Below are 23,028 nucleotides of genomic sequence, written 5' to 3'. Positions count from 1 at the left end.
GCTTTCAATCCTGCAGACGCACCGTGTGCACTTCGATCGGGCCGCCCGAGCTCTTGTCGAACTCCACGCCAGCGGACACACCGACCTGCGCGACATCCGCCGCCGTCTTGCCGGGCATATCGAACACCGCCGACATGGCCCCCAGCGCGAAATTGCGCCCCGAGCCGATACCCCAGAAGCGGTCGAACGAAAACACCTCGCGGTACGAATAGACGCCGTAGATGCCGGTTGCGTTGGCGATCAGGCAGGTGATCTGCGACGACTCGTAGGGGTCGTCGTCGTCTTCCTTGGTGTTGACGAAATACTCGTCCTTGAGCTTCTCGTGCACCTTGAGGAAGGTCCGGAAGACGTCGTCGCGCGTGCCCAGACGGCACTCATCCGCCAACCCCGTCAGCAGGCTGCGCATGACCGGGAAGTGGGCCGTCGTACCCGCCAGCGCGATCAACGAATCGCCCACCTGGAAGATCTTCTGGTTCTGCTCGTAGCCGCGCGCCAGACGCGTATCGCCGAACGTCACCAGAGAATCGGCTGCGATTGCCACTTCGCCGTCTTTCTTGACTACCACGCACGTCGTCATGTCGTCCTCGCGAGAAGTTCGCCGACCGCTGCAAACCCATGTGGGTCGGCACGCACAGGCCGTAAGCCAGATGCGTGCCGCACCCGTGCGGGCTTACAGGCTGACGCGGCGGAAGTCCGCCAGCAGGCTGCCCAGATACGCGTTGAAGCGTGCAGCCTCCGCGCCATCGATCACGCGGTGATCGTACGACAGCGACAGCGGCAGCGTCAGGCGCGGCACGAACTGCTTGCCGTCCCACACCGGCTTCTGATAGCCACGCGACAGGCCCAGGATGGCCACTTCCGGCGCATTGATGATCGGCGTGAAGTGCGTGCCGCCAATGCCGCCCAGCGACGAGATCGAGAAGCAGCCGCCCTGCATCTGGTCCGGCTTGAGCTTGCCTTCGCGGGCCGCCTTGGACAGATCCGCCATTTCCTTGGCGATATCGACCACGCTCTTCTTGTCCGCATCGCGGATCACCGGCACCACCAGCCCGTTGGGCGTGTCGGCCGCAAAACCGATGTGGTAGTACTGCTTGAAGACGAGGTTGTCGCCGTCCAGGCTGGCGTTGAAGGTCGGGAACTTCTTCAGCGCCGAAACCACCGCCTTGATCACGAATGCCAGCATCGTGAACTTCACGCCGGCCTTTTCGTGCTCCTTGTTCATCTGCACGCGGAAGGCTTCCAGATCGGTGATGTCCGCCTCGTCGTTGTTCGTGACGTGCGGGATCATGACCCAGTTGCGGTGCAGGTTCGCACCGGAAATCTTCTTGATGCGCGACAGCGGCTTCGGATCGACCGGGCCGAACTTGGTGAAGTCCACCTTCGGCCACGGCAGCAGGTTCAGTTCGCCACCACCAGCCGGCGCGCCTGCAGGGGACTTGCCCGGGGCTGCGGCCTGGCCGCTCATCACGCCCTTGACGTAACGCTGCACGTCTTCCTGCGTGATGCGGTTCTTCGGGCCCGTGCCGCCAACCAGGTTGACGTTCACGCCGAGTTCACGCGCGTACTTGCGGACCGACGGGCTGGCGTGGGCAGCCTTGCCCACCGTGCCGACGGTGTCAGCGGTGTAGGTGGCAGGTGCTGCGGCCGGAGCGGCTGCGGGTGCAGCAGCAGCAGCCGGGCTCGGTGCGGCAGCAGCCGGTGCGGGCGCCGGAGCTTGTGCGGGTGCCGGTGCAGCGGCAGCACCGCCAGCACCTTCCAGCACGACGATCAGCGTGCCTTGCGACACGGCATCGCCCACCTTCACGCGGATTTCCTTGACCGTGCCGGCAGCCGGCGACGGCACATCCATCGTCGCCTTGTCCGACTCGAGCGTGATCAGCGACTGCTCGGCTTCCACCTTGTCGCCCACCTTCACGCTGATCTCGATGACGGGCACGTCGGTGTAGTCGCCGATGTCCGGGACCTTCACTTCCACCGTGCCGCCACTTGCAGCTGCCGGCGCGGGAGCCGGGGCTTGTGCAGCAGGTGCGGGCGCCGGCGCAGCAGCGGCCGGAGCCGGTGCGGCCGCCTGGGGCGCCGGAGCGGGAGCCGCAGCAGCGCCCTGCTCTTCGAGCAGCAGCACCAGCGAGCCTTCCGACACGGTGTCGCCCACCTTGATCTTCACTTCCTTGACAACGCCGCTCTTGGGCGACGGCACGTCCATGGTCGCCTTGTCCGACTCCAGCGTGACCAGCGAATCCTCGGCGTTGACGGTATCGCCCGCCTTGACCAGCACTTCGATCACCGGGACGTCTTTGTAGTCGCCGATGTCCGGCACCTTGATTTCTACGACTTGACTCATTCTTCTGTCTCCAGAGGGTCTGGCGGCGGGTGCGTCCGGCGTGGGCACAAACTGTCCCGCAGGCTACCGCATCGTGCAGGCAAATGCACGTCGCGGAAAGTCTGTCGGGGCGGTGCCCGGCCGGACGCAACCTGCGCGCCCGGCGGCTCCGTTATACGGTCATCGGGTTGGGCTTGTTCGGATCGAGGTTGTACTTCTTGAGTGCCTCGGCCACCTTTTCGCGCGGCAGCACGCCTTCATCGGCGAGCGCCTTGAGCGACGCGACCGTCACCCAGTAACGGTCCACCTCGAAGAAGTGGCGCAGCTTCTCGCGGGTATCCGAGCGGCCGAAGCCGTCGGTGCCCAGCACCACGTAGCGACGCGGCACGAAGGCGCGGATCTGCTCGGCGAAGGTACGGACGTAGTCGGTCGATGCAATGACCGGTCCGCGTGCGTTCTTGAGCAGCTTCTCAACGTGCGACTCGCGTTGCGGCTCGGTCGGGTTGAGCAGGTTCCAGCGGGCGACGGCGTTACCTTCGCGGGCCAGCTCGGTAAAGCTCGGGCAGCCCCACAGATCGGACTCGACACCCCAATCCTTCTTGAGCAGTTCAGCGGCAGCGATCACCTCACGGAAGATCGTGCCCGAGCCCAGCAGTTGCACGCGCGGTGCGTTGCTGTTCTCGACGCCCTTCTTGAACTGGTACATCCCCTTGATGATGTCGCCCTCGACACCCGCCGGCATTTCCGGGTGCTCGTAGTTCTCGTTCATCACCGTCAGATAGTAGTAGACGTCTTCCTGCTCGACATACATGCGGCGCAGGCCGTCTTGCATCACCACCGCCAGTTCGTACTGGAAGGTCGGGTCATACGAGATGCAGTTCGGGATGGCAGCGTGGTACACGTGCGAGTGGCCGTCTTCGTGCTGCAGGCCTTCGCCGTTCAGCGTGGTACGACCAGCGGTGCCGCCCAGCAGGAAGCCACGCGAGCGCATGTCGCCAGCGGCCCAGCAGAGGTCGCCGATACGCTGGATGCCGAACATCGAGTAGTAGATGTAGAACGGGATCATCGCCACGCCATGCGTCGAATACGACGTGGCGGCCGCGATCCAGTCGCACATGGCGCCGGCTTCGTTGATGCCCTCTTGCAGCACCTGACCCGTCTGCGATTCCTTGTAGAACATCAGCTGGTCGTGATCCTGCGGCACGTACTTCTGGCCTTCCTGGTTCCAGATACCGACCTGGCGGAACAGACCTTCCATACCGAACGTGCGCGATTCATCCGGCACGATGGGCACGACGTGCTTACCGACGTTCTTGTCCTTGAGCAGGATGTTCAGGATACGGACGAAGGCCATCGTGGTGGACACTTCGCGGCCTTCACCGGTAGCCTTCAACAGCGCGTCGAACGCTGACAGTGCCGGCACTTGCAGCGGGTCGGCCTTCTGGCGACGGGCCGGCAGGTAGCCGCCCAGGTCCAGGCGCGCCTTGCGCATGTATTCGAGTTCCTTCGAGCCTTCCTCGAACTTGACGTACGGAACCTTCTCGAGCTGGTCGTCAGCCACCGGAATGTTGAAGCGATCGCGCAGCTTGCGGATGGCGTCCACCGGCATCTTCTTCTGCTGGTGGGCGATGTTCATCGCTTCACCGGCTTCGCCCATGCCATAGCCCTTGATGGTCTTGGCGAGGATGACGGTCGGCTGGCCCTTATGGTTGCTCGCCGATTGGAATGCCGCGTAAATCTTGTGCGGATCATGGCCGCCGCGGTTCAGCGCCCAGATGTCGTCGTCGGACCAGTCGGCCACCATGGCCTTGAGTTCCGGCGTGTTGAAGAAGTGCTCGCGCACGTAGGCGCCGCTCTTCGACTTGAAGGTCTGGTACTCGCCGTTGACGCATTCCATCATGCGGCTCATCAGCAGGCCCTTGGTGTCGCGGGCGAGCAGTTGGTCCCAGCGGCTGCCCCAGATGACCTTGATGACGTTCCAGCCGGCACCGCGGAATTCGCTCTCCAGCTCTTGAATGATCTTGCCGTTGCCGCGCACCGGGCCATCCAGGCGCTGCAGGTTGCAGTTGATCACGAAGACGAGGTTGTCCAGCTTTTCACGGCCGGCCATGCCGATCGCACCCAGCGATTCCGGCTCGTCGGTTTCACCGTCGCCCAGGAAGGCCCAGACCTTGCGGTTTTCCCAGTTCTGGATCAGGCCGCGGCTGGCCAGGTACTTGGTGAAGCGCGCCTGGTAGATCGCCATGATCGGCCCCAGGCCCATCGACACGGTCGGGAACTGCCAGAAATCCGGCATCAGCCACGGGTGCGGATACGACGAAATGCCCTTGCCGTCTACTTCCTGGCGGAAGTTGTCGAGTTGGTCTTCGGTCAGGCGGCCCAGCAGGAACGCGCGCGAGTACACGCCCGGCGCCGAGTGGCCTTGCACGAAGACCATGTCGCCGCCGTGCTTGTCCGACGGGGCGTGCCAGAAGTGGTTGTAGCCGACGTCATACAGCGTGGCTGCGGAGGCGAACGACGAGATGTGGCCGCCGACGTTGGTGTCCTTGTTCGCACGCAGCACCATCGCCATGGCGTTCCAGCGCGTGTACGAACGGATGCGGTGCTCGATTTCCTGGTCGCCGGGAATGCGGTCCTGGTTTTCGACCGGAATCGTATTGATATAGGGGGTTTCTGCGTGCAGTGGCGAGGTTACGCCGTTGATACGTGCGTATTCGATCTGCTTGTCGAGGAGGAACGCCGCGCGCTGCGGGCCTTCCGCGCCGATGACGCCTTGCAGCGCCTCCAGCCATTCCTTGGTTTCCTGGGGATCGACGTCGCTGGCGCGCGTGGCGCCCAGGACTTGCTCTGGTACGGCCGACATGGCGGTCTCCTTGGGTAGCAGTAACGTTTGATGCGTCTCTTGAGAGGCGCCCCGCCGGCACGTACGTTCACACGTACAGACAGGCCGCCCCGACTTTTGCGCTGATTCTATGGGCACCCCCAAACACAGCACAAGCGGAATTTTCAAATTGCGATATGGTTTTTTATAATGCGGAATATTGCCGCAATGCAAAACAAATCACTTTTGACGCTGCATTGCAGCAATTCTGGTCTTAACGAAAACCCTTCACCAAGCGGTTTCCCCAAGCGACGCGCAAGTTCATTGCCGTTACACTTGGTTTTGCGCAGTTGCACAGATGTCCACGCCGCTACTTCCACCCGCCCTTCCGCAGAATTCAGGCGTTCGTCCGCCCATCATGCTTTCCCCCTCCCACGCCTCACAGGATTCGGCTGCACCCGAGCCGGCGAAACCTGCCTCGTCCCCTGCGATCTCGGTTTCAGTGCCTGCGCCCGAATTGCCGCCCGAAAACGGTGGGCGCCCCAACATGCCGCGTCGCCTGTGGCTGACGCGGCTGGGCCGACTGTGGACGACCAACTGGTTCATGTTCATCCCGCTGGTGGCAATCGTTTTGTTTGCCGGCGCGATGATCTTCATCCTGTATCAGTTGCACGCCACCGAGGTACAGCAGCAGCGTGATGCGCTGTACCGGGACGCGGCCTGGGCCGAGCAGAAGGTGCGGCTGTCCTTGCAGAGCAATCAGGACCAGGTGGCCGCGCTGGCACGCGACATCGGCGCCGCGCAGCTGGACCCCAGCGCCTATCGAGACGCCGCCCGTCAGCTGCTGCGCGAAAACCCCGAACTGGTCTTCATCAACTGGCTCGATGCCACGCGACGGCCGCGCTGGGCGTTTCCGTCCAACTCCGAGTTCGTCACCCGGCTGCGTGAAACCCGCGACCACCCGCTCGAACCCGAAATCCAGGCCGCCTACGACGCCGCCCGCGAAACCCAGCGCGCCGTCTACTCGCGCCCCATCCAGAACGAGCGCGGCGAGAGCTTCATGCTCATGGAAGTGCCCATCGTGCGCGACAACGAGTTCCTGGGCACGGTGGGCGCCCTGTACTCCGTCACGGGCATCCTCACGCAATTGCTGCCCGGCGAACTGACGGATCGCTACCGCTTCTCGCTGGTCGACAAGAACAACGTGATCCGCGCGAGCACATCGCTGCGGCCCGTGCCCAAGGCGGCCGCGTCGTATGAAGTGCTGCTCGATCCGCCGGGGCATTCGCTGTCGTTGCGGGCGGAGGCCTATCCGGCGCCGACCAACCTGCCCAACAACATGCTGATGTGGCTGGTGGCTGGGCTCTCCTGCTTCGTGATCTGGAGCCTGTGGAGCGTGTGGCGCCACACCAGCCGGCGCTCCGAGGCACAGCGCGCGCTGCTGGCGGAAACCTCGTTCCGCCGCGCCATGGAGAACTCCATGGTGATCGGCATGCGCGCACTGGATCTCAACGGCCGCATCACCTATGTCAACCCCGCCTTCTGCCGCATGATCGGCTGGACGGAAGCCGAACTGGTCGGCCGCATGCCGCCGTTCCCGTACTGGCCTCCCAACGAGATCAGCGAGATGCAGAAGCACATCGAGCTGACCCTGCGCGGCAAGGCCCCGGCCAACGGCATGGAGCTGCGCATGATGCGCCGCGACGGCACGAGCTTCTACGCGCGGATGTACGTCTCTCCGCTGATCGACGCACGCGGCCGCCACACGGGGTGGATGAGCTCGATCACCGACATCACCGAACCCAAGCGCGCACGCGAAGACTTGGCCGCCGCGCACGATCGCTTCACCACCGTGCTGGAAAGCCTGGACGCCGCCGTCTCGGTGCTCTCCACCGACAAGGCCGAACTGCTGTTCGCCAACCGCTACTACCGCCAGCTCTTCGGCTGGGAAGCGTTCGGGCATCTGCAGCTGTCAGGCCAGGACGTCGACACGGAAGATGTGTCCAGCGATGCACTCGACCTGGTGGATGCCTACGCCGGCCTGCCCGCCTCCGAGCTGACGCCGCACGCGGCGGATGCGCGTGAAATCTACGTGCCGTCGATGCAGAAATGGTTTGAAGTGCGCCGCCGCTATATCCAGTGGGTCGACGGCCACCTTGCGCAGATGCAGATCGCCACCGACATCACCGTACGCAAGGCGGCTGAAGAAATGACGCGCCAGCACGAGGAGCGCCTGCAGTTCACCAGCCGCCTGACGACCATGGGCGAGATGGCCTCGTCGCTGGCGCATGAGTTGAATCAGCCGCTGGCCGCCATCAATAACTACTGCATGGGCGCCGTGGGCCGCCTCAAGAGCGGGCGCAGCACGGCGGAAGAACTGATTCCGGTGCTGGAAAAGACGTCCGCCCAGGCCGTGCGGGCCGGCACCATCATCCAGCGCATTCGCGGCTTCGTGAAACGCAGCCAGCCGCAGCGGCGCGAATCCGACCTGCGCGACATCGTGGCCGATGCCGTCGGCCTGGCCGAACTGGAAGCCACGCGGCGCGGCATCACCATCCTCACGCGCCTGCCGGCCGACCTGCCACATCTATATGTGGACCCGGTGCTGATCGAGCAGGTGCTCGTCAACCTGCTCAAGAACGCGGCCGAAGCCATGGCCGCCCACCCGCGCCTGCGCGCCGCCAGCGTCCTGCGCCTGCACGCCAACCTGATCGACGACCCGGAAAATTCCGTGCTGATCGAGGTCATCGACCAGGGCCCCGGCGTAGACGACAGCACCAAGGAACGACTGTTCGAGCCGTTCTTCAGTACCAAATCCGACGGCATGGGCATGGGGCTCAATATCTGCCGCTCCATCATAGAATCCCATCTCGGCCGGCTGTGGGTGGAAAACAATGCCGACGGGATCGGCTGTACGTTTAAAATCATCCTGCCGCTGAACCCGCTGTAATCGGTAACTGACTGGCAGTCAGAGCCGCTAACAAAATTGTCCTGGCTAGGCGTGCCGACGCAGACAGTACAAGTAGTACCGAATGGTCGTCACTGCGGGAGGCGCAACGACGCCAGGGCGGTTTTGTTAGCGGCTCTAAATCGTTTTTAAAACATAGAACGTAAACCGAGGACTCTCCATGAGCACAACGCCCGCAGTTGCGCCGCGTAACGAAACCGTGTTCGTTGTCGACGACGACGAAGCCATGCGTGACTCATTGACGTGGCTGCTCGAAGGCAACGGCTATACCGTGCGCACCTATCGCAGCGCCGAAGAATTCCTGGTGGACGACAAACGTGGCGAAGGCGTTGGCTGCCTGATCCTCGACGTGCGCATGCACGGCATGAGCGGCCCGGAACTGCAAGACCGCCTGCTGGCCGAAAACAGCCGCATGCCCATCGTCTTCGTCACCGGCCACGGTGATGTGCCGATGGCCGTGTCGACCATGAAAAAAGGCGCGGTGGATTTCATCGAGAAGCCGTTCGACGAAGCGGAACTGCGCGAGTTGGTCGAGCGCATGCTCAGCAAGGCGCGTTCGGAAGACTCCGTCGCCCGCGAGCAAAAGGCGGCCAAGGAACTGCTTGGCAAGCTCACCACGCGCGAGCAGCAGGTGCTGGAGCGCATCGTTGCCGGGCGGCTGAACAAGCAGATTGCCGATGATCTGGGCATTTCCATCAAGACGGTGGAAGCACACCGCGCCAACATCATGGAAAAGCTTAGCGTGAACACCGTGGCCGACCTGCTACGCCTGGCGCTGTCGCGCAACAGCTAAACAGCGTCGCAAAACGCCAAGCGGGCGGCTGAAGGGGGAAGCACCGATTTATAATCGCGGTTTGCTTTCCCTCTCCTCCGCCCAACCATGACCGCCCAACTCATCGACGGCAACGCGCTTGCCAAGCAACTCCGCGCCGAAGCCGCACAACGCGCGGCTGCCCTCACCGCCCGCGGCCACCAGCCCGGCCTCGCCGTCATCCTCGTCGGCGAAGACCCCGCCAGCCAGGTCTACGTACGCAACAAGATCAAGGCGTGCGAAGACAACGGCTTCCTCTCCGTTTTCGACCGCTACCCGGCAGACCTGACCGAAGCCGACCTGCTCGGCCGCATCGACGCCCTGAACCGCGATCCGCGCATCCACGGCATCCTGGTCCAATTGCCGCTGCCCAAGCACATCGACAGCCACAAGGTGCTCGAAGCCATCGCGCCCGAAAAGGACGTTGACGGCTTCCACATCGCCAACGCCGGCGCGCTGATGACTGGCGCCCCGCTGTTCCGTCCGTGCACGCCGTACGGCTGCATGAAGATGCTGGAATCGATCAACTACCCGGTGCGCGGCGCCAATGCCGTGGTGGTGGGCGCCTCCAACATCGTCGGCAAGCCGATGGCGATGCTGCTGCTGCAGGCCGGTGCCACCATCACCATCTGCAACAGCAAGACGCGCGACCTGGCCGCCCACACGCGTGAGGCCGACATCATCGTGGCCGCCGTGGGCCGCCGCAACATCATCACCGCCGACATGGTCAAACCCGGCGCCGTCGTCATCGACGTAGGCATGAACCGCGACGACGCCGGCAAGCTGTGCGGCGACGTCAACTTTGCCGGCGTGAAGGAAGTCGCCGGTTACGTCACGCCGGTGCCCGGCGGTGTCGGCCCGATGACGATCACCATGCTGCTGATCAACACCCTGGAAGCCGCTGAGCGCGCCGCTGAAGGAGCCGCACTGGCGGCTTGATATTGGTGAGCTAAGCTTCACCCAACCCAGTTGGAAACAGAAAAAGCGTCCCCACCTCCTGGATCGGACGCTTTTTTTGTCCCCCCGATTTTTCTACCGAGCCCGCCATGACCGACACTTCGCCCAATGTGGCCACCCCGGCAACCAACCCGCTGCTCGATTTCTCCGGTCTGCCCCGCTTCGCGGACATTCTCCCCGAACACGTCACGCCCGCGATTGACGTGCTGCTCGAACGCGCTGCCGCCACCGTCGCCAAGGTCAAGGACCCGGCCACGCCCGTCACTTGGAACACCGTCGTCACGGCGCTCGAAGACGCCACGGAGCCACTGGGCCGCGCCTGGGGCATCGTCGGCCACCTGAGCGCCGTCGCCGACACGCCCGCGCTGCGCGAAGCACACGCCGCCAACCTGCCGCGCGTGACGGAGTTCTGGTCGGGTCTGGGTCAGGATCTGGAGCTGTTCGAAAAGTACAAGGCGATCGCCGAAAGCGCGGAATTCGCCACGCTCTCGCCGGCACGCAAAAAGCTGCTCGATAACGAGCTGCGCGGCTTCCGGCTCGGTGGTGCCGAGTTGCCAGAAGATCAGAAGCCGCGTTTTGCTGCCATCCAGGAACAGCAGGCGCAGCTGACCAAGGCATTCAGCGACCACGTGCTGGACGCCACGAACGCCTACGCGCTCATCATCGACGACGAAGCCCGCCTCGCCGGCCTGCCGGACGACGCCAAGCAAGCCGCGCAGGAAGCGGCCAAACGCGATAACCCGAACGCCACCGGCTGGAAGTTCACGCTGCATTTCCCGTCGTACTTCCCGGTGCTGCAATACGCGGAAGATCGCTCCCTGCGTCGCACGCTGTACGAGGCCAATGTCACGCGTGCATCCGAACTCGGCGCGCAATACGGCGGTGGCAAGGCTGAGTGGGACAACACCGCGAACATGGCCGAGCAGCTCGCGCTGCGCACAGAAGAGGCGCACATGCTGGGCTATCGCAACTTCGGCGAGGTATCGCTGGTGCCGAAGATGGCCGATTCGCCTGAAGACGTATTGCGCTTCCTGAGCGAACTGGCCGACCGCGCCCGCCCCTTTGCCGAAAAGGACTGGGCCGAGTTGCAGGTCTTTGCTAAGACCACACTCGGCATCGACAAGCTGGAACCGTGGGACATGGCCTATGCGTCGGAGAAGCTGCGCGAGGCGCGCTACGCGTTTTCCGAGCAGGAGGTGAAGCAGTACTTCCCCGAGCCCGCCGTGCTGGATGGGCTGTTTGAAGTCGTGCAGACGCTGTTCTCGGTCAAGATCCGCCCGGAACAGGCCGAGGTGTGGCACCCGGACGTGCGCTTCTTCCGCGTGGAATCCGCACAGGGCGAGTTGCTCGCGCAGTTCTACATCGACCTGTACGCCCGCGAAGGCAAGCGCGGCGGCGCATGGATGGACGACGCGCGCGGTCGCAAGCTGCTGGATGACGCGCGCGTGCAAACCCCAGTGGCCTACCTGACCTGCAACTTCTCCGGCCCGGTCGGCAACAAGCCCGCGCTGTTCACGCACGACGAGGTCATCACCCTGTTCCATGAGTTCGGCCACGGCCTGCACCACATGCTCACGCAAGTCGATGAGCTGGGCGTGTCCGGCATCAACGGCGTGGAATGGGACGCGGTGGAGCTGCCCTCCCAGTTCATGGAGAACTTCTGCTGGGAGTGGGAAGTACTCTCCCGCATGACCCGTCACGCAGACACCGGCCAGTCGCTGCCGCGCGCGCTGTACGACCGGATGCTGGCCGCGAAGAACTTCCAGAACGGCATGATGACGCTGCGCCAGATCGTGTTCTCGACGTTCGACATGCACCTGCATACGGACTTCGACCCGAAGGGTGCAACGTCGGTGCTGGAGCTGTCGCGTCAGGTCAACAACCGCTTCCACGTGGTGCCGCAGGCGGAACTGTCGCGCTGGCCGAATACGTTCAGCCATATCTTCGCGGGCGGTTACGCAGCCGGGTACTACAGCTACAAGTGGGCCGAAGTGCTGTCGGCCGATGCGTATGCCGCATTTGAAGAAGCCGGCAAGCTGAGCGGTTCAGTGCTCGACGCGCAAACCGGCGAGCGCTATCGCCGTGAGGTGCTGGCCGTTGGCGGCAGCCGCCCGGCGATTGAGTCGTTCACGGCGTTCCGTGGCCGCGCACCGTCGATCGACGCGCTGCTGCGTCACGGCGGCATGATGGCTGAAGCCGCCTGACGCCGCACGGCATCACACGGCATCACCGCAACGCCGCTTCGCGCACCTGCCGAAGCGGCGTTTTTCATTGGGGCAACCGAAAGTCAACGTATGCCGGCCGGCCCGACAGCGAGAGCGTGGCATGCGGTGCGGGCGTACGCGCCACCACCTTGCCGCGTCGCATGACCAGCGTACGCGCGGCGCGCAGGCGGATCGCCTCGATCGGGTCACGAGCATCCAGCACGACCAGATCAGCATGACACCCGGGCGCAATGCCATAGCCCTCCAAGCCGAGAATGCGCGCGGGGGTTTCCGTCACGGCAGCAAAGCATTGGCGCATGGCATCTTGCCCCGTCATCTGTGCCACATGCAGGCCCATGTGCGCGACCTCCAGCATGTCGCCGGAGCCCAGGCTGTACCACGGGTCCATCACGCAATCGTGGCCGAAGGCGACATCGATGCCCGCAGCCAGCAACTCCGGCACGCGCGTCATGCCACGCCGCTTCGGATACGTGTCTGAGCGGCCCTGCAGCGTGATGTTGATGAGCGGATTGGCGATCGCCGCAACGCCGGCCTCGCGCATCAGCGGCAGCAGCTTGCTCACGTAGTAGTTGTCCATCGAGTGCATCGACGTCAAATGCGAACCCGCCACGCGCCCATGCAAACCCAAGCGATGCGTTTGCGCGGCAAGCATCTCGATATGGCGCGAGAGCGGATCGTCGGATTCATCGCAATGCATGTCGACGCGCAAGCCGCACTCGGCGGCAAACTCGCACAGGAGCCGAACGGACTCCGCGCCATCGGCCATCGTGCGCTCGAAATGCGGGATACCGCCGACCACGTCGACGCCCATGCCGATGGCGCGCTTGAGGTTGTCGAATGCGCCGGGGCTGCGCAGCACGCCGTCCTGTGGGAAAGCGACGAGTTGCAAGTCCAGATACGGCGCCACCTGACGCTTGACGTCGAGCAACGCCTCGACAGCCAGCAAGCGGGCGTCGCACACATCCACGTGCGAGCGGATCGCCAGCAGGCCGCGCGCGACCGCCCAATCGCAGTAACGCAGGGCACGCTCGATCAGCGCCTCCTGCGTCAACACGGGCTTGAGCTCACCCCAGAGCTCAATGCCTTCGAGCAGCGTGCCGGACTGGTTCACGCGCGGCAGGCCATACGAGAGGGTCGCATCCATATGGAAATGCGCATCGACAAACGGCGGCGACACCAGCGCGCCTGCCGCGTCGAACTCCTTCGCACCCCGCGTGGGCAGATTCGGCTGCACCGCGGCAATGCGGCCGGCGTCGATACCGATGTCGATGCCGACGCGCCCATCGGGCAGATTGGCGTTGCGGATCACGAAATCCATACGGGCTCCTCTGGGTGCATGGGACTCAATCTACCTCAAGCCAGTGATGGCGGCAGCATGGGGGCTTGATGGCACAATACCGCACACTCTGAACGGCGCTGCCGGTACGCGCCGTCGCCATTTGCAAGGATTGATGCCCCCATGCGTGTCGCAACTTGGAACGTTAACTCTTTGAAGGTCCGCCTGCCGCAGGTGCTGCAATGGCTGGCCGAACGCGAAGCCGATGCCTCGCCCATCGACCTGCTCTGCCTGCAGGAACTCAAGCTGCCCGATGATCGCTACCCGCTCGCCGAGCTGGATGCCGCGGGCTATGCATCGCTGTTCACCGGCCAGAAGACCTACAACGGTGTCGCCATTCTGGCGCGCAAGGCCGCGGTGCCCGAGGGCCGCGATGTAGTGAAGAACATCCCGGGCTTTGCCGACGAGCAGCAGCGCATCGTGGCCGCGACGTACGACATGCCCGGCGGGCCGGTGCGGGTGATCTCCGCCTACTTCCCGAACGGCCAGGCGCTCGACTCCGACAAGTTCGTCTATAAGCTGCGCTGGCTGGAAGCGCTGCAAGTGTGGTTGAAGGCCGAGATGGCCCAGTACCCGCGCCTGATGCTGCTGGGCGATTTCAACATCGCCCCGGATGATCGCGACGTGCACGATCCGAAAAAATGGGAAGGCCAAAACCTAGTGTCGCCAGAAGAGCGCGCTGCGTTTCGTGCGCTGGAGGGTGCGGGCCTAGTGGATGCTTTCCGTATGTTTGACCAGGAAGACAAGCTGTTCTCCTGGTGGGATTACCGGCTGTTCGCGTTCAAGCGCAATGCGGGGCTGCGCATCGACCACATCATGCTGTCGCCTGAACTGGCCAAGCTGTGCGAGTCGTGCCATATCGACCGCGTGCCGCGCACATGGGAGCAGCCGTCGGACCACACCCCTGTCGTCGCCGCCTTGCGCGACGCGTAAGACCACCGCTCAGGCATGGCCTCTACCTTCAAGCACCGTAACCTACCGCATCTCCTCCTGCGCGCGCGTGAGACGTTCATGGCGGGCTTCCGGCCGCTTCTGCGCGAGCATGGCCTCTCCGAACAGCAATGGCGCGTGCTGCGCACACTCAACGACATGGGCGACATGGAGCCCAACCAGCTCGCCGATGCGTGCCTGATCCTCAGCCCGAGCCTGACGCGCATGCTGGCAGCCATGGCGGAGTCCGAAATGATCGTCCGCACGCGTTCGGCGGTGGATCAGCGCCGCCAAGTCATTTCGCTGACACCCAAGAGCCGCGAATTTATCGCCAAGGTCGAACCGCAAGTCGATGCGGAATACGCGCGCATCGAGGCCCTGCTGGGGCGCGCACGGCTGGATGAGCTTTACGCCATCCTGGACGAATCGATCATGGCCATGGAAACCCATTCGCCAATGGAGCGCCTGGCTGACGACGAAGAATAACGCCGACCCGGCCACGTCCTACCCATCAACCGAAGAACACACGCCTATGAAAAAGCCGGTCACGCAGACCGGCTTTTTCTCAAGGCAGCGGACACTGATGTCCACCTTGTCTGCACCGGTCACGCCGATGCCAATGTCGCCACACGATTCACTCAGGTCACGTTGACATGCGCGCGCTTGACCACGACCGGTTGCGGCAACTCGTTTAATCCGTTGGACCGCTGCACGCCGTCTGCAATCAGCACACGGGCGGCATCCTGGATCCGCTCCTGACCGGCCTCGAAGGCCGCTTGAAGGGACAACACCTGATCACCTTCCAGGCCTTCCCAAAGCGCCTCGCGCGTTGCCACGCAAGTCACCTTTTCACCGTTGACAAGCGCGTCGAACAGCAGGCCTTCGTTGTTGATGTCGTACGCTTCTTTCTTTTCGAACTTGATTTCCATCGTCAAAGCCCTCCGATTGCAATGGACAACAACGCACACGCTGTTGGCGTGGAAACCATGCGGGGGGGCCGGCACGGTTCCGTCAAACTTCGTGTCTGACTGCAAGGATCATTTTAACCACAGGTTGCGAGGCGCGTGCGAATGACATGGGGCGTACCAAGAAGCCGCACCGGGGCGATCGCCAGCCATCCTAGGCGGCATCAGGCCTGGCGCGCCATCCGGCACGGGTATGCTTTTTTGTCAGGGTCGAGCGCCTCGTCCGACTAAGCAAAGCGAGGGCCACACGCAAGGCCCGTGCCGGCACCCAATCGGAGGCGACAATGGCAATACAACCACACCGTTTGCGACACGCCTATGTCAGCGTCGCGTTGATGCTGCTGGCTTCGCGCCCGGCGCACTCGGCCGATTGCGGCGCACTGCATGTCCTAAGCCCACCGCACACGGTTGCGGTCGTTGAACTCTATACATCCGAGGGTTGTAATAGTTGCCCACCGGCGGATCGCTGGCTCAGTCGCGCACCGCTCGACACGCAACGCTGGATACCGCTGGCCCTGCACGTGGATTACTGGGACAGCCTCGGCTGGAAAGACACCTTCGGCCGCGCCGCCTTTGCCGAACGGCAGCGCGCGCTTGGCGATGCGGGGCATGCGCCGACGATTTACACACCGGAAGTGTTCGTCTCCGGCCGTGAACTGCGGCATTGGGCGAATGCAACGGAGTTCTCACGCGCCGTCGCCACGCGCAATGCGCAGCCTGCGATGGTGGACATTTCGCTGGATGCCACCCGCGTCAATGCGCCGCGTGCGGTGTTGCAAACCCGCGCACGCTTTACGCTACGGCCAAGCGCGGCTTCCGCCGCAAGCCCAGCGGTCGCATGGATCGCCTTGACGCAAAACGGCTTGGTCAGCCACCCGAGCGGCGGCGAAAACGGAGGCGTGGAACTGCGCCACGACCATGTCGTAAGGGAATGGATCGGCCCGATCCGGTTGACTGGCGCCAGCACGCAATGGCAGGGCGAGATCCCCTTGCCCGCCAATGCGCGCCCTACCGATGTGAGCCTGGCCGCCTTCGTTGAGCGGCCGCGCGACGCAGAGATCCTGCAGGCGATCTCCGCGCCGCTGTGTCGTTAGACGTCTGCTGATCGGGCGATCAGCGCGCCGTTTCCGACACTTGCACGGCGCCATGCTCCGGCGTGTGCAACAGCGAGCGGCGACGCGCGTAGCCGAAGTAGACCACCAGCCCGATCACCACCCACACCAAAAAGGCGATCCACGTGACCGCCTGCAGGTGGCTCATCAGGAACAGGCACATGGCGATCGCCAGCAGCGGCACCACCGGCACGCCCGGGCAGCGGAAACCACGATGCAGATCCGGGCGCGTACGGCGCAGTACCAGCACGGCCACGGCGATCAACGAGAATGCGGCCAGCGTGCCGATGTTGATCAGCTCAGCCAGCACGTTCAGCGGCACGAACGCGGCAATGACCGCAAACACGATGCCGACCACCCACGTATTGAGGAACGGCGTTGCATAGCGCGGATGGATATGCGACAGGCTCTTGGGCAGCAGACCATCGCGTGACATGGCGAAGATGATGCGGGTCTGGCCATAGGCCATCACCAGGATCACGGTCGTCATGCCGATGATGGCGCCCAGATCGACAAAGCCGGCCACCCAGCCTTCACCCGCCATCTGCAACGCCAGCGATACCGGGTGGTCCACACCCGCAAACTTCGCGAACGGCACGATGCCGGTCATGATCGCCGCCACCATCACGTACAGGATCGTGCAGACCGCCAGCGAGCCGATGATGCCGATCGGCAGGTCACGCTTGGGGTTGCGCACTTCTTCTGCTGCCGAGGTGACCGCGTCGAAGCCGATGAAGGCAAAGAACACAATGGCGGCCGCGCCGAACACGCCGTTCATGCCGAACGGCATGAAGGGTTGCCAGTTGGCCGGCTGCACGTGGCGCACGCCCACGAAGATGAACAGCAGCACCACCGTCACCTTGATCACCACCATGATGTTGTTGGCGCGCGCCGATTCCCGCACGCCAAACGACAGCACCGTGGTAACGAGCAACATGATCACGAGCGCTGGCAGATTGAACAGCGTCTGCACGCCGGGAATGGCGCCCGGCGCAGCCGTCAGCGCTTGCGGCAGATGCATGCCGAAACCCGCCAGCAGCGATTGGAAATAACCCGACCAGCCCACCGATACAGCGGAGGTCGCCAGGCCATACTCGAGCATCAAGTCCCAGCCGATGATCCACGCCACCAATTCGCCCATCGTGGCGTAGGCATAGGTATAGATGGAGCCCGAGACGGGGATGGTCGAGGCAAATTCGGCGTAGCACAGCGCAGCAAACCCACACGCCAATGCGGCCACGATGAAGGACAGCGTAAGCGCCGGCCCGGCGGTCAGCGCACCCGTGCCCGTCAGCACGAAAATGCCGGTGCCGATGATGGCGCCGACGCCAAGGAAAGTCAGGTCCACGGGGCCAAGCACTTTCTTCAGGCCCGTATTGCTATGGCCAGTGCGGATCATGTGATCCACGTTTTTGGTACGGAACAAGCTCATTGACTGCGTCTCCTATCTGCATGCCTGTCCAGATGTAATGGAAGGCACTGTCGCGCACGTTTGGCGCGCGGCGGCGGATTTTTGCAAAAAGCGGGCATTCTACCCGCTGGCGACACTCCGCCCTTCTATCGCCGAGCTACAGACAGGAAAATAGGTCAATTCACGCCCGGTTGACGGCGCATCCGGCTCACGTGCCGGCGCTCAAGTCGTCGGCAAACAGCGGTTGCTGGCGCGCATGTGCGTCGGACTCGTACAACCGCACGCCCACCCCAAGCAAGCGCACGGGAATCTGCCGGCGCTCAAACCCCTGGGCCAACAGCTTGGAAAACACCGGCAGCGACACCTGCGGCGAAATGCACTCCACCGTCGTGCCGCGAAAATCGGCAAACCGCAGCTTCACGTAGGTCTTGTGGATCATGCTGCCGGCGCGGGCGCGCTCAACGCGGGCGGCAAGCTGTTCCACGAGAATGGTCAATTCGCGCTGGCAGTCCGCGAGCGTGCGCAGATCGGTGGCGTAGGTTTCCTCCACGCTGACCGACTTGCGGATCTGCGAGGGTTGCACCTGCCGATGATCAATGCCGCGGCAAAGGTCATGCAGCCGAAAACCGAACACGCCGAAATGCTGCTGCAAGCGGTCCGTGCCCCAGGCGCGCAGGTCACCACAGGTTTCCGCGCCCAGGCGGCGCAGCTTGGCGGCGGTCACCTTACCCACACCAAATAGCCGCTCCACGGGCAACTCGGCGACGAAGGCATCCACCTGCTCCGGCCGCACCACGAACAAACCATCGGGCTTGCGCCAATCGCTGGCGATCTTGGCAATGAACTTGTTGGGCGCAACGCCCGCCGACACGGTAATGCCGATCTCTTCGCGCACGCGGCGGCGGATGTCTTCAGCGATGCGCGTGCCGCTGCCGGCATGCATGGGGCTGTCGCTCACATCGAGGTACGCCTCATCCAGCGAAAGCGGCTCCACCAGCGGCGTATAGCTGTGATAGATGGCGAAAATCTGGCGCGCGACCTGGCGGTACTTGTCCATGGCCGGCGGCACGATCAGCAGGTCAGGACAGCGCTTGACGGCTTGCGCCATGGGCATCGCCGAATGAATGCCGAACTTGCGCGCTTCGTAATTGCAGGTCGCCACGACCCCGCGACGCTCCGGCCGGCCGCCCACGGCCAGCGGCTTGCCGACCAGGCGCGGATCGTCGCGCATCTCGATGGCAGCGTAGAAACAATCGCAGTCGCAGTGGATGATCTTTCGCACGGCAGCCGGCCGCGTGAGACTTGGCGTTCAGAAGAGGAACGCAAGCGTACCAGCTTCCGCCCGGCGCGCACCGAATGCGCGCGTTTGGCCGCGCAACACTGCATTTCGCCGATACCGCAATGCAGCATCGGCGAATACCGGATTGGGAAACCAACGATTAGCGGCCGATGTCGTGCGACACAGCGCCGAGTTCCTCGTTCAGCGCACGTTGTTCGTCACCAGACAGGCCACCGCGATGCTGGCTGGCCATGTCGTTGGCTTCCTGGCGGATGCGGCGCAGGCGGTCACGCAGGCCATCGGCACGGTACGGATCGATATAGCCTTGCGACTGGCGCACGTCGATGCGATGGAATTCTTCTGCGAGGCGGCCCTGCACTTCGTCAAAGCGGGCGCGCGGGTCCACCGGTGCCGGCGCGGGTTCGTGTACGACCACGGTGCGCGTCTGCACCGGAGGCGCCACCACACAACCGGCCATGGAGGCCACCAGCACAGCGCACAAGGTCAGACGCGGAAGAATCGACATGATTTGGCTCGTAGTGTCGTTATAGAAACGCGCAAGTCGCGCGGGACTGGCGCTATCTTACGAACCGATTTACGCAAAGCTGTGACGATTGGTAACCATGCATTACACCGCTGACGCCTCCGGCGGCTCGACCGGTGGAGGTGGTTCATCGGGCGACGGCAAATCCGGTGGGATGCCAGGCGGCGCTGGCTCGTCAGGCGGGGGCACGGTGTGTGCGGGCAGCGCGCAATCGACAGACATGGTTTCCCTCCGGACAAAACGCATTGACAATCTAGTACGCGATTCCCATGCCAACAAGTCACCGCACCGCTAAACCCATGCACGATCTGCCGACCACCCGCTTTCAGGACCAAACGCTCGTCCGCATTGGCGACGCCCATGTCGAGGGCTCCATGCTGCTGCTCGCGCCGCATGCCGGCGGGCGGCTGGTGCGCTGGCGCCATCGCGGTGAAGACATCCTTTTCTGGCCCGAGCCCGCCGACTGGTCCAACCCGGCCAAGGTGCGTGGCGGCAATCCGTTGCTGTTCCCCTTCATCGGCCGGCATTTTGTTGACGGAGACATCGGCCACTGGCGCGACGCGCGCGGCCAGGTTCATACCCTTCCGCAACACGGCTTTGCGCGCGACCGCCCGTTCAGCGTGGAAGAGGCCAGCGACTCGCACATCGTCATGCTGCTGCGCGACAGCCCGCAAACATGTCCGGGCTATCCCTTCGCGTTTGAGTTTCGCGTGACATACCGGCTGATTCACGATGGGCTGGAGGCAACGTTCTCCGCCACGCATCTCGACGAAGGCGCCGGACAAGCGCCGATGCCGTTCTACGCCGGCCACCATTTCTATCTGGCGCTGCCGCATACGTTGCGTGGCGCGACGGAACTCTCGATGCCACCGTCGCGGCTGTCGCGACAACTCCCCGACGGCAGCCTGGATGTTCCGGAACCCGGGCGTAGCACGTACCAAGCCGATGATCCGGCGCTGCAAGACCGCTATCACCTGCTCGATGCCGCCGGCGCAGCCACGCTGGCTATTCCGCCCTATGCGGACGCACCACTGGGCCGCCGCATCCGCATCGAAGTGGACGGCGCGCCGGTGCCCTGGCACGCCATCACCACCTGGACAGAAAACGCGACATCCGACTTCTATTGTGTCGAACCGTGGATGGGGCTGCCCAATGCGATCCACCACGGCGAAGGCTTGCATCTGCTTGCCCCCGGCGAGTCGCGGCAAGCTACCTGCCGCCTACGCATCGGGCGCTAGTGAACGCGCTCTGGTCCGATCAACTCTTCTCGTAGGCGTGCACGGCGTCCATCACGCGTGCCGAGTACACCAGCGCTGCGCCAGCATTGAGCGAAATCGCCACGCTCAATGCATCGGCAATCTCTTCGTGCGTCGCGCCATGCTTGATCGCCTCGGCGGTGTGCACGGTGATGCAGCCATCGCAGCGCGTGGTCACCGCCACGGCCAGGGCAATGAGCTCACGCGTCTTCGGGTCCAGACTGCCGGTCGACGCACCTGATAGCGTCTGATAGCCCTTGACCGTATCCGGCGTGATCTTGCCAATCTCGCCAATGCGTCCCAGCAGTTCCTTCCGATACTCAACCCAGTTCAGCATGATGTGCTCCCGGTGGGATGGCGCTGGCCCAGTACCTGCGCCGTTGAGAAGAGTATTGTCTTTTCGATCGATCCGCTGAATACTCAATTTCTTCAATATTTAGCGAAATCGTCTCAATGGACGCGCTCAGTCAGTTCATCCAGCTCACGCGACCTCGGGCGAGCCTTGATGTGCGATGCCTGTTCCAGGGACCATTTTCTGTTCCGCATGCGGAAGAGCCTGACGGGCAGGTGCTGTTCCATCTCGTGCTGGCTGGTACCTGCCTGGTGGACACTGGGGGCCGCACCCTCACGTTGCATGAGGGCGATTTCATTCTCTTCCCGCGCGGCGCGGCACACACGCTCCACGACCCAGCCAACACGGCCAAGCCTCGCAAACCGCGCCTGACCCACGACGGCATGCTCCCCCTGCGCCAGACCGGCCGCGGTGCCGCTGACGTCGATTTGCTGTGCGGTCGCTTCGTACATGAACCCGGCTCCACCACGTTGCTGGTGCGTACCCTGCCTGATCCGCTACACGTGTCGTTGATCGACAGCGCATCGTTCCCAGCGTTGCGAGCGCTCATCGAGTTGATGCGCAATGAATCCGAAACGCGTGCCCCCGGTGCGCTCGCCATCGTCACCGCACTGAGCCAGGCTCTGTTGACGCTTGCGCTGCGCGTCTTCGGTCAACGTGAGAACGCGGCACCCGGCACATTGACGCTGCTCTCGGACGCGCGCCTCGGCCCCTCCATCCAGGCCATGCTAAGCGCGCCCGAACACCCGTGGACCATCGACGCCCTCGCGGATCTGGCCGCCATGTCGCGTGCCACCTACGCGCGGCACTTCAAGACGTGCGCCGACATGACGGTGTGGGAATTCCTCACACGCGTGCGCATGACACTCGCCTGCGACGCGTTGATCCACACGCGGCTCAGCGCGGGCGAAATCGGTACGCGCGTCGGTTATCAATCCGAAGCGGCATTCGGCAAGGCGTTCAAACAGCAACTGGGGATGACGCCGGCGCGCTATCGGCGGGCCGCCAACACCGTCGAATGATATTGCACCAGACACGCATCGCGTTACCGTGCGAACCACTAGTCATCGGCACCAGGCCTCTGTTATACTTTTGTGCTTCGGGGCGTAGCGCAGCCTGGTAGCGTACCTGCATGGGGTGCAGGTGGTCGGAGGTTCAAATCCTCTCGCCCCGACCAAAATAAAAGCCCGCGTAACGGATCGCGTTACGCGGGCTTTTTCACGTCTGTTTGCAGCGCGAGCGTGGCTTAGGTTTTACGGCTTATCAGTGCGCAGAATGTCCAGCACAGCCGTCAGCGCACGTCGCAGGCTCAGCACATCAACTGAGCCACTAACACCTGCTGCGCTGACCGGCGCAGGCGCGACAACCTCGACCTCTGTCGCCTCCACTTCCGGCTCCATGGACTGTGCGACGGCCGAGCCATGTCGCAGCTCATCCAGTCGATTGCGCGCACCGTTGATCGTAAAGCCCTGCTCATACAGCAGCTCGCGAATCCGCCGGATCAGCAGCACTTCGTGATGCTGGTAGTAGCGACGATTGCCGCGCCGCTTGACCGGCTTGAGTTGCGTGAACTCCTGCTCCCAATAGCGCAGCACGTGCGGCTTGACCGCACACAGGTCACTCACCTCACCGATGGTGAAGTAGCGCTTGGCAGGAATCGGTGGCAGGTTGACCCGCTCCGTGTGTTTATCGGCGGCCATGAAGGGCTGGCGAAAGAAACGGAATGATGGAAACAGCTGGA

19 protein-coding genes and 1 tRNA gene are annotated in these 23,028 nt (G+C 63.6%); 10 read left to right on the top strand and 10 right to left on the bottom strand.

The annotated features are described in order from the left end of the window. Positions 1-4 precede the first annotated feature (4 nt). The 3 genes from ACS7SF_RS17750 to aceE all read right to left on the bottom strand — a co-directional run bounded on the left by ACS7SF_RS17750 (position 5) and on the right by aceE (position 5,183). Entirely contained in the window at positions 5-577 is a 573-nt protein-coding gene (locus tag ACS7SF_RS17750; RefSeq protein WP_048932532.1) for an MFS transporter, read from the bottom strand. A 93-nt stretch (positions 578-670) separates the two neighbouring features. Beyond that, complete coding sequence (aceF, locus tag ACS7SF_RS17745) at positions 671-2,341, bottom strand: dihydrolipoyllysine-residue acetyltransferase (RefSeq protein WP_439890961.1); 1,671 nt, start codon at positions 2,339-2,341, stop codon at positions 671-673. A gap of 151 nt (positions 2,342-2,492) precedes the next feature. Continuing rightward, positions 2,493-5,183 (bottom strand): pyruvate dehydrogenase (acetyl-transferring), homodimeric type, encoded by a 2,691-nt coding sequence (aceE, locus tag ACS7SF_RS17740; RefSeq protein WP_439890960.1) that lies wholly within the window; start codon positions 5,181-5,183, stop codon positions 2,493-2,495. A 376-nt stretch (positions 5,184-5,559) separates the two neighbouring features. On the opposite strand from aceE, the gene ACS7SF_RS17735 reads away from it, so the two are divergent. From ACS7SF_RS17735 to ACS7SF_RS17720, 4 genes are all read left to right on the top strand, one after another. Further along, a complete protein-coding gene (locus ACS7SF_RS17735; protein WP_439890959.1) occupies positions 5,560-8,091 on the top strand; it encodes a PAS domain S-box protein in 2,532 nt (843 codons plus the stop codon). 178 nt (positions 8,092-8,269) lie between these two features. Further along, positions 8,270-8,902 (top strand): response regulator transcription factor, encoded by a 633-nt coding sequence (locus tag ACS7SF_RS17730; RefSeq protein WP_426398439.1) that lies wholly within the window; start codon positions 8,270-8,272, stop codon positions 8,900-8,902. A gap of 87 nt (positions 8,903-8,989) precedes the next feature. Further along, positions 8,990-9,859, top strand: coding sequence for a bifunctional methylenetetrahydrofolate dehydrogenase/methenyltetrahydrofolate cyclohydrolase FolD (gene folD, locus ACS7SF_RS17725; RefSeq protein ID WP_439890958.1), 870 nt, complete (start codon positions 8,990-8,992; stop codon positions 9,857-9,859). Positions 9,860-9,966: 107 nt separating this feature from the next. Beyond that, positions 9,967-12,081: a M3 family metallopeptidase gene (locus ACS7SF_RS17720; RefSeq protein ID WP_439890957.1), complete on the top strand. Its 2,115-nt coding sequence runs from the start codon at positions 9,967-9,969 to the stop codon at positions 12,079-12,081. 64 nt (positions 12,082-12,145) lie between these two features. Here ACS7SF_RS17720 and ACS7SF_RS17715 read toward each other — a convergent pair whose 3' ends face one another. Beyond that, positions 12,146-13,420, bottom strand: coding sequence for an amidohydrolase family protein (locus ACS7SF_RS17715; protein ID WP_439890956.1), 1,275 nt, complete (start codon positions 13,418-13,420; stop codon positions 12,146-12,148). A 141-nt stretch (positions 13,421-13,561) separates the two neighbouring features. Here ACS7SF_RS17715 and xth point away from each other — a divergent pair, with 141 nt between their 5' ends. Next, positions 13,562-14,371 (top strand): exodeoxyribonuclease III, encoded by an 810-nt coding sequence (gene xth / locus ACS7SF_RS17710; RefSeq protein WP_439890955.1) that lies wholly within the window; start codon positions 13,562-13,564, stop codon positions 14,369-14,371. Positions 14,372-14,386: 15 nt separating this feature from the next. Continuing rightward, positions 14,387-14,854: a homoprotocatechuate degradation operon regulator HpaR gene (gene hpaR / locus ACS7SF_RS17705; RefSeq protein ID WP_439890954.1), complete on the top strand. Its 468-nt coding sequence runs from the start codon at positions 14,387-14,389 to the stop codon at positions 14,852-14,854. Positions 14,855-15,006: 152 nt separating this feature from the next. Here the strand turns inward: hpaR and ACS7SF_RS17700 are convergent, their stop codons facing one another. Then, the gene (locus ACS7SF_RS17700; RefSeq protein WP_439890953.1) at positions 15,007-15,297 is read right to left on the bottom strand and encodes a DUF1488 domain-containing protein; all 291 of its coding nucleotides are present in this window, start codon (positions 15,295-15,297) and stop codon (positions 15,007-15,009) included. Between the two features lie 371 nt (positions 15,298-15,668). Between ACS7SF_RS17700 and ACS7SF_RS17695 the strand changes: the two genes are divergently transcribed. After that, positions 15,669-16,427 carry a DUF1223 domain-containing protein gene (locus tag ACS7SF_RS17695; protein ID WP_439892796.1) on the top strand — a complete coding sequence of 253 codons (759 nt, stop codon included), beginning with the start codon at positions 15,669-15,671 and terminating at the stop codon, positions 16,425-16,427. Between the two features lie 19 nt (positions 16,428-16,446). On the opposite strand, the gene ACS7SF_RS17690 is transcribed toward ACS7SF_RS17695, so the two are convergent. The 3 genes from ACS7SF_RS17690 to ACS7SF_RS17680 all read right to left on the bottom strand — a co-directional run bounded on the left by ACS7SF_RS17690 (position 16,447) and on the right by ACS7SF_RS17680 (position 19,661). Beyond that, the gene (locus ACS7SF_RS17690; RefSeq protein WP_439890952.1) at positions 16,447-17,877 is read right to left on the bottom strand and encodes an amino acid permease; all 1,431 of its coding nucleotides are present in this window, start codon (positions 17,875-17,877) and stop codon (positions 16,447-16,449) included. Between the two features lie 187 nt (positions 17,878-18,064). Next, positions 18,065-19,138, bottom strand: a complete 1,074-nt coding sequence (dinB, locus tag ACS7SF_RS17685) for a DNA polymerase IV (protein ID WP_439890951.1) — start codon at positions 19,136-19,138, stop codon at positions 18,065-18,067. A 157-nt stretch (positions 19,139-19,295) separates the two neighbouring features. Then, positions 19,296-19,661 (bottom strand): hypothetical protein, encoded by a 366-nt coding sequence (locus ACS7SF_RS17680; protein ID WP_439890950.1) that lies wholly within the window; start codon positions 19,659-19,661, stop codon positions 19,296-19,298. Positions 19,662-19,978: 317 nt separating this feature from the next. On the opposite strand from ACS7SF_RS17680, the gene ACS7SF_RS17675 reads away from it, so the two are divergent. Continuing rightward, positions 19,979-20,917, top strand: a complete 939-nt coding sequence (locus tag ACS7SF_RS17675) for an aldose epimerase (RefSeq protein WP_439892795.1) — start codon at positions 19,979-19,981, stop codon at positions 20,915-20,917. A 19-nt stretch (positions 20,918-20,936) separates the two neighbouring features. Here the strand turns inward: ACS7SF_RS17675 and ACS7SF_RS17670 are convergent, their stop codons facing one another. Then, a complete protein-coding gene (locus ACS7SF_RS17670) occupies positions 20,937-21,272 on the bottom strand; it encodes a carboxymuconolactone decarboxylase family protein (RefSeq protein ID WP_439890949.1) in 336 nt (111 codons plus the stop codon). A 116-nt stretch (positions 21,273-21,388) separates the two neighbouring features. On the opposite strand from ACS7SF_RS17670, the gene ACS7SF_RS17665 reads away from it, so the two are divergent. Then, entirely contained in the window at positions 21,389-22,309 is a 921-nt protein-coding gene (locus tag ACS7SF_RS17665) for a cupin domain-containing protein (RefSeq protein ID WP_439890948.1), read from the top strand. Between the two features lie 78 nt (positions 22,310-22,387). After that, positions 22,388-22,464: transfer RNA gene (locus tag ACS7SF_RS17660), tRNA-Pro, on the top strand. A gap of 76 nt (positions 22,465-22,540) precedes the next feature. Here the strand turns inward: ACS7SF_RS17660 and ACS7SF_RS17655 are convergent. After that, complete coding sequence (locus tag ACS7SF_RS17655; RefSeq protein ID WP_439890947.1) at positions 22,541-22,987, bottom strand: MerR family transcriptional regulator; 447 nt, start codon at positions 22,985-22,987, stop codon at positions 22,541-22,543. Positions 22,988-23,028 lie beyond the last annotated feature (41 nt).

The sequence above is a fragment of the Ralstonia sp. 25C genome (assembly GCF_051904805.1).
Classification (GTDB): Bacteria; Pseudomonadota; Gammaproteobacteria; order Burkholderiales; family Burkholderiaceae; genus Ralstonia.
This window is presented reverse-complemented; position numbering and strand designations above follow the sequence as displayed.

Bases quoted from the DNA above. Each gene is read 5' to 3' on its own strand.
- folD (WP_439890958.1), top strand. From the start codon at position 8,990: ATGACCGCCCAACTCATCGACGGCAACGCGCTTGCCAAGCAACTCCGC.
- aceE (WP_439890960.1), bottom strand. From the start codon at position 5,183: ATGTCGGCCGTACCAGAGCAAGTCCTGGGCGCCACGCGCGCCAGCGAC.
- ACS7SF_RS17655 (WP_439890947.1), bottom strand. From the start codon at position 22,987: ATGGCCGCCGATAAACACACGGAGCGGGTCAACCTGCCACCGATTCCT.
- aceF (WP_439890961.1), bottom strand. From the start codon at position 2,341: ATGAGTCAAGTCGTAGAAATCAAGGTGCCGGACATCGGCGACTACAAA.
- ACS7SF_RS17665 (WP_439890948.1), top strand. From the start codon at position 21,389: ATGGACGCGCTCAGTCAGTTCATCCAGCTCACGCGACCTCGGGCGAGC.
- ACS7SF_RS17750 (WP_048932532.1), bottom strand. From the start codon at position 577: ATGACGACGTGCGTGGTAGTCAAGAAAGACGGCGAAGTGGCAATCGCA.
- hpaR (WP_439890954.1), top strand. From the start codon at position 14,387: ATGGCCTCTACCTTCAAGCACCGTAACCTACCGCATCTCCTCCTGCGC.
- ACS7SF_RS17675 (WP_439892795.1), top strand. From the start codon at position 19,979: ATGCACGATCTGCCGACCACCCGCTTTCAGGACCAAACGCTCGTCCGC.
- ACS7SF_RS17700 (WP_439890953.1), bottom strand. From the start codon at position 15,297: ATGGAAATCAAGTTCGAAAAGAAAGAAGCGTACGACATCAACAACGAA.
- ACS7SF_RS17695 (WP_439892796.1), top strand. From the start codon at position 15,669: ATGCTGCTGGCTTCGCGCCCGGCGCACTCGGCCGATTGCGGCGCACTG.
- ACS7SF_RS17680 (WP_439890950.1), bottom strand. From the start codon at position 19,661: ATGTCGATTCTTCCGCGTCTGACCTTGTGCGCTGTGCTGGTGGCCTCC.
- xth (WP_439890955.1), top strand. From the start codon at position 13,562: ATGCGTGTCGCAACTTGGAACGTTAACTCTTTGAAGGTCCGCCTGCCG.
- ACS7SF_RS17720 (WP_439890957.1), top strand. From the start codon at position 9,967: ATGACCGACACTTCGCCCAATGTGGCCACCCCGGCAACCAACCCGCTG.
- ACS7SF_RS17730 (WP_426398439.1), top strand. From the start codon at position 8,270: ATGAGCACAACGCCCGCAGTTGCGCCGCGTAACGAAACCGTGTTCGTT.
- ACS7SF_RS17715 (WP_439890956.1), bottom strand. From the start codon at position 13,420: ATGGATTTCGTGATCCGCAACGCCAATCTGCCCGATGGGCGCGTCGGC.
- ACS7SF_RS17670 (WP_439890949.1), bottom strand. From the start codon at position 21,272: ATGCTGAACTGGGTTGAGTATCGGAAGGAACTGCTGGGACGCATTGGC.
- ACS7SF_RS17690 (WP_439890952.1), bottom strand. From the start codon at position 17,877: ATGAGCTTGTTCCGTACCAAAAACGTGGATCACATGATCCGCACTGGC.
- ACS7SF_RS17735 (WP_439890959.1), top strand. From the start codon at position 5,560: ATGCTTTCCCCCTCCCACGCCTCACAGGATTCGGCTGCACCCGAGCCG.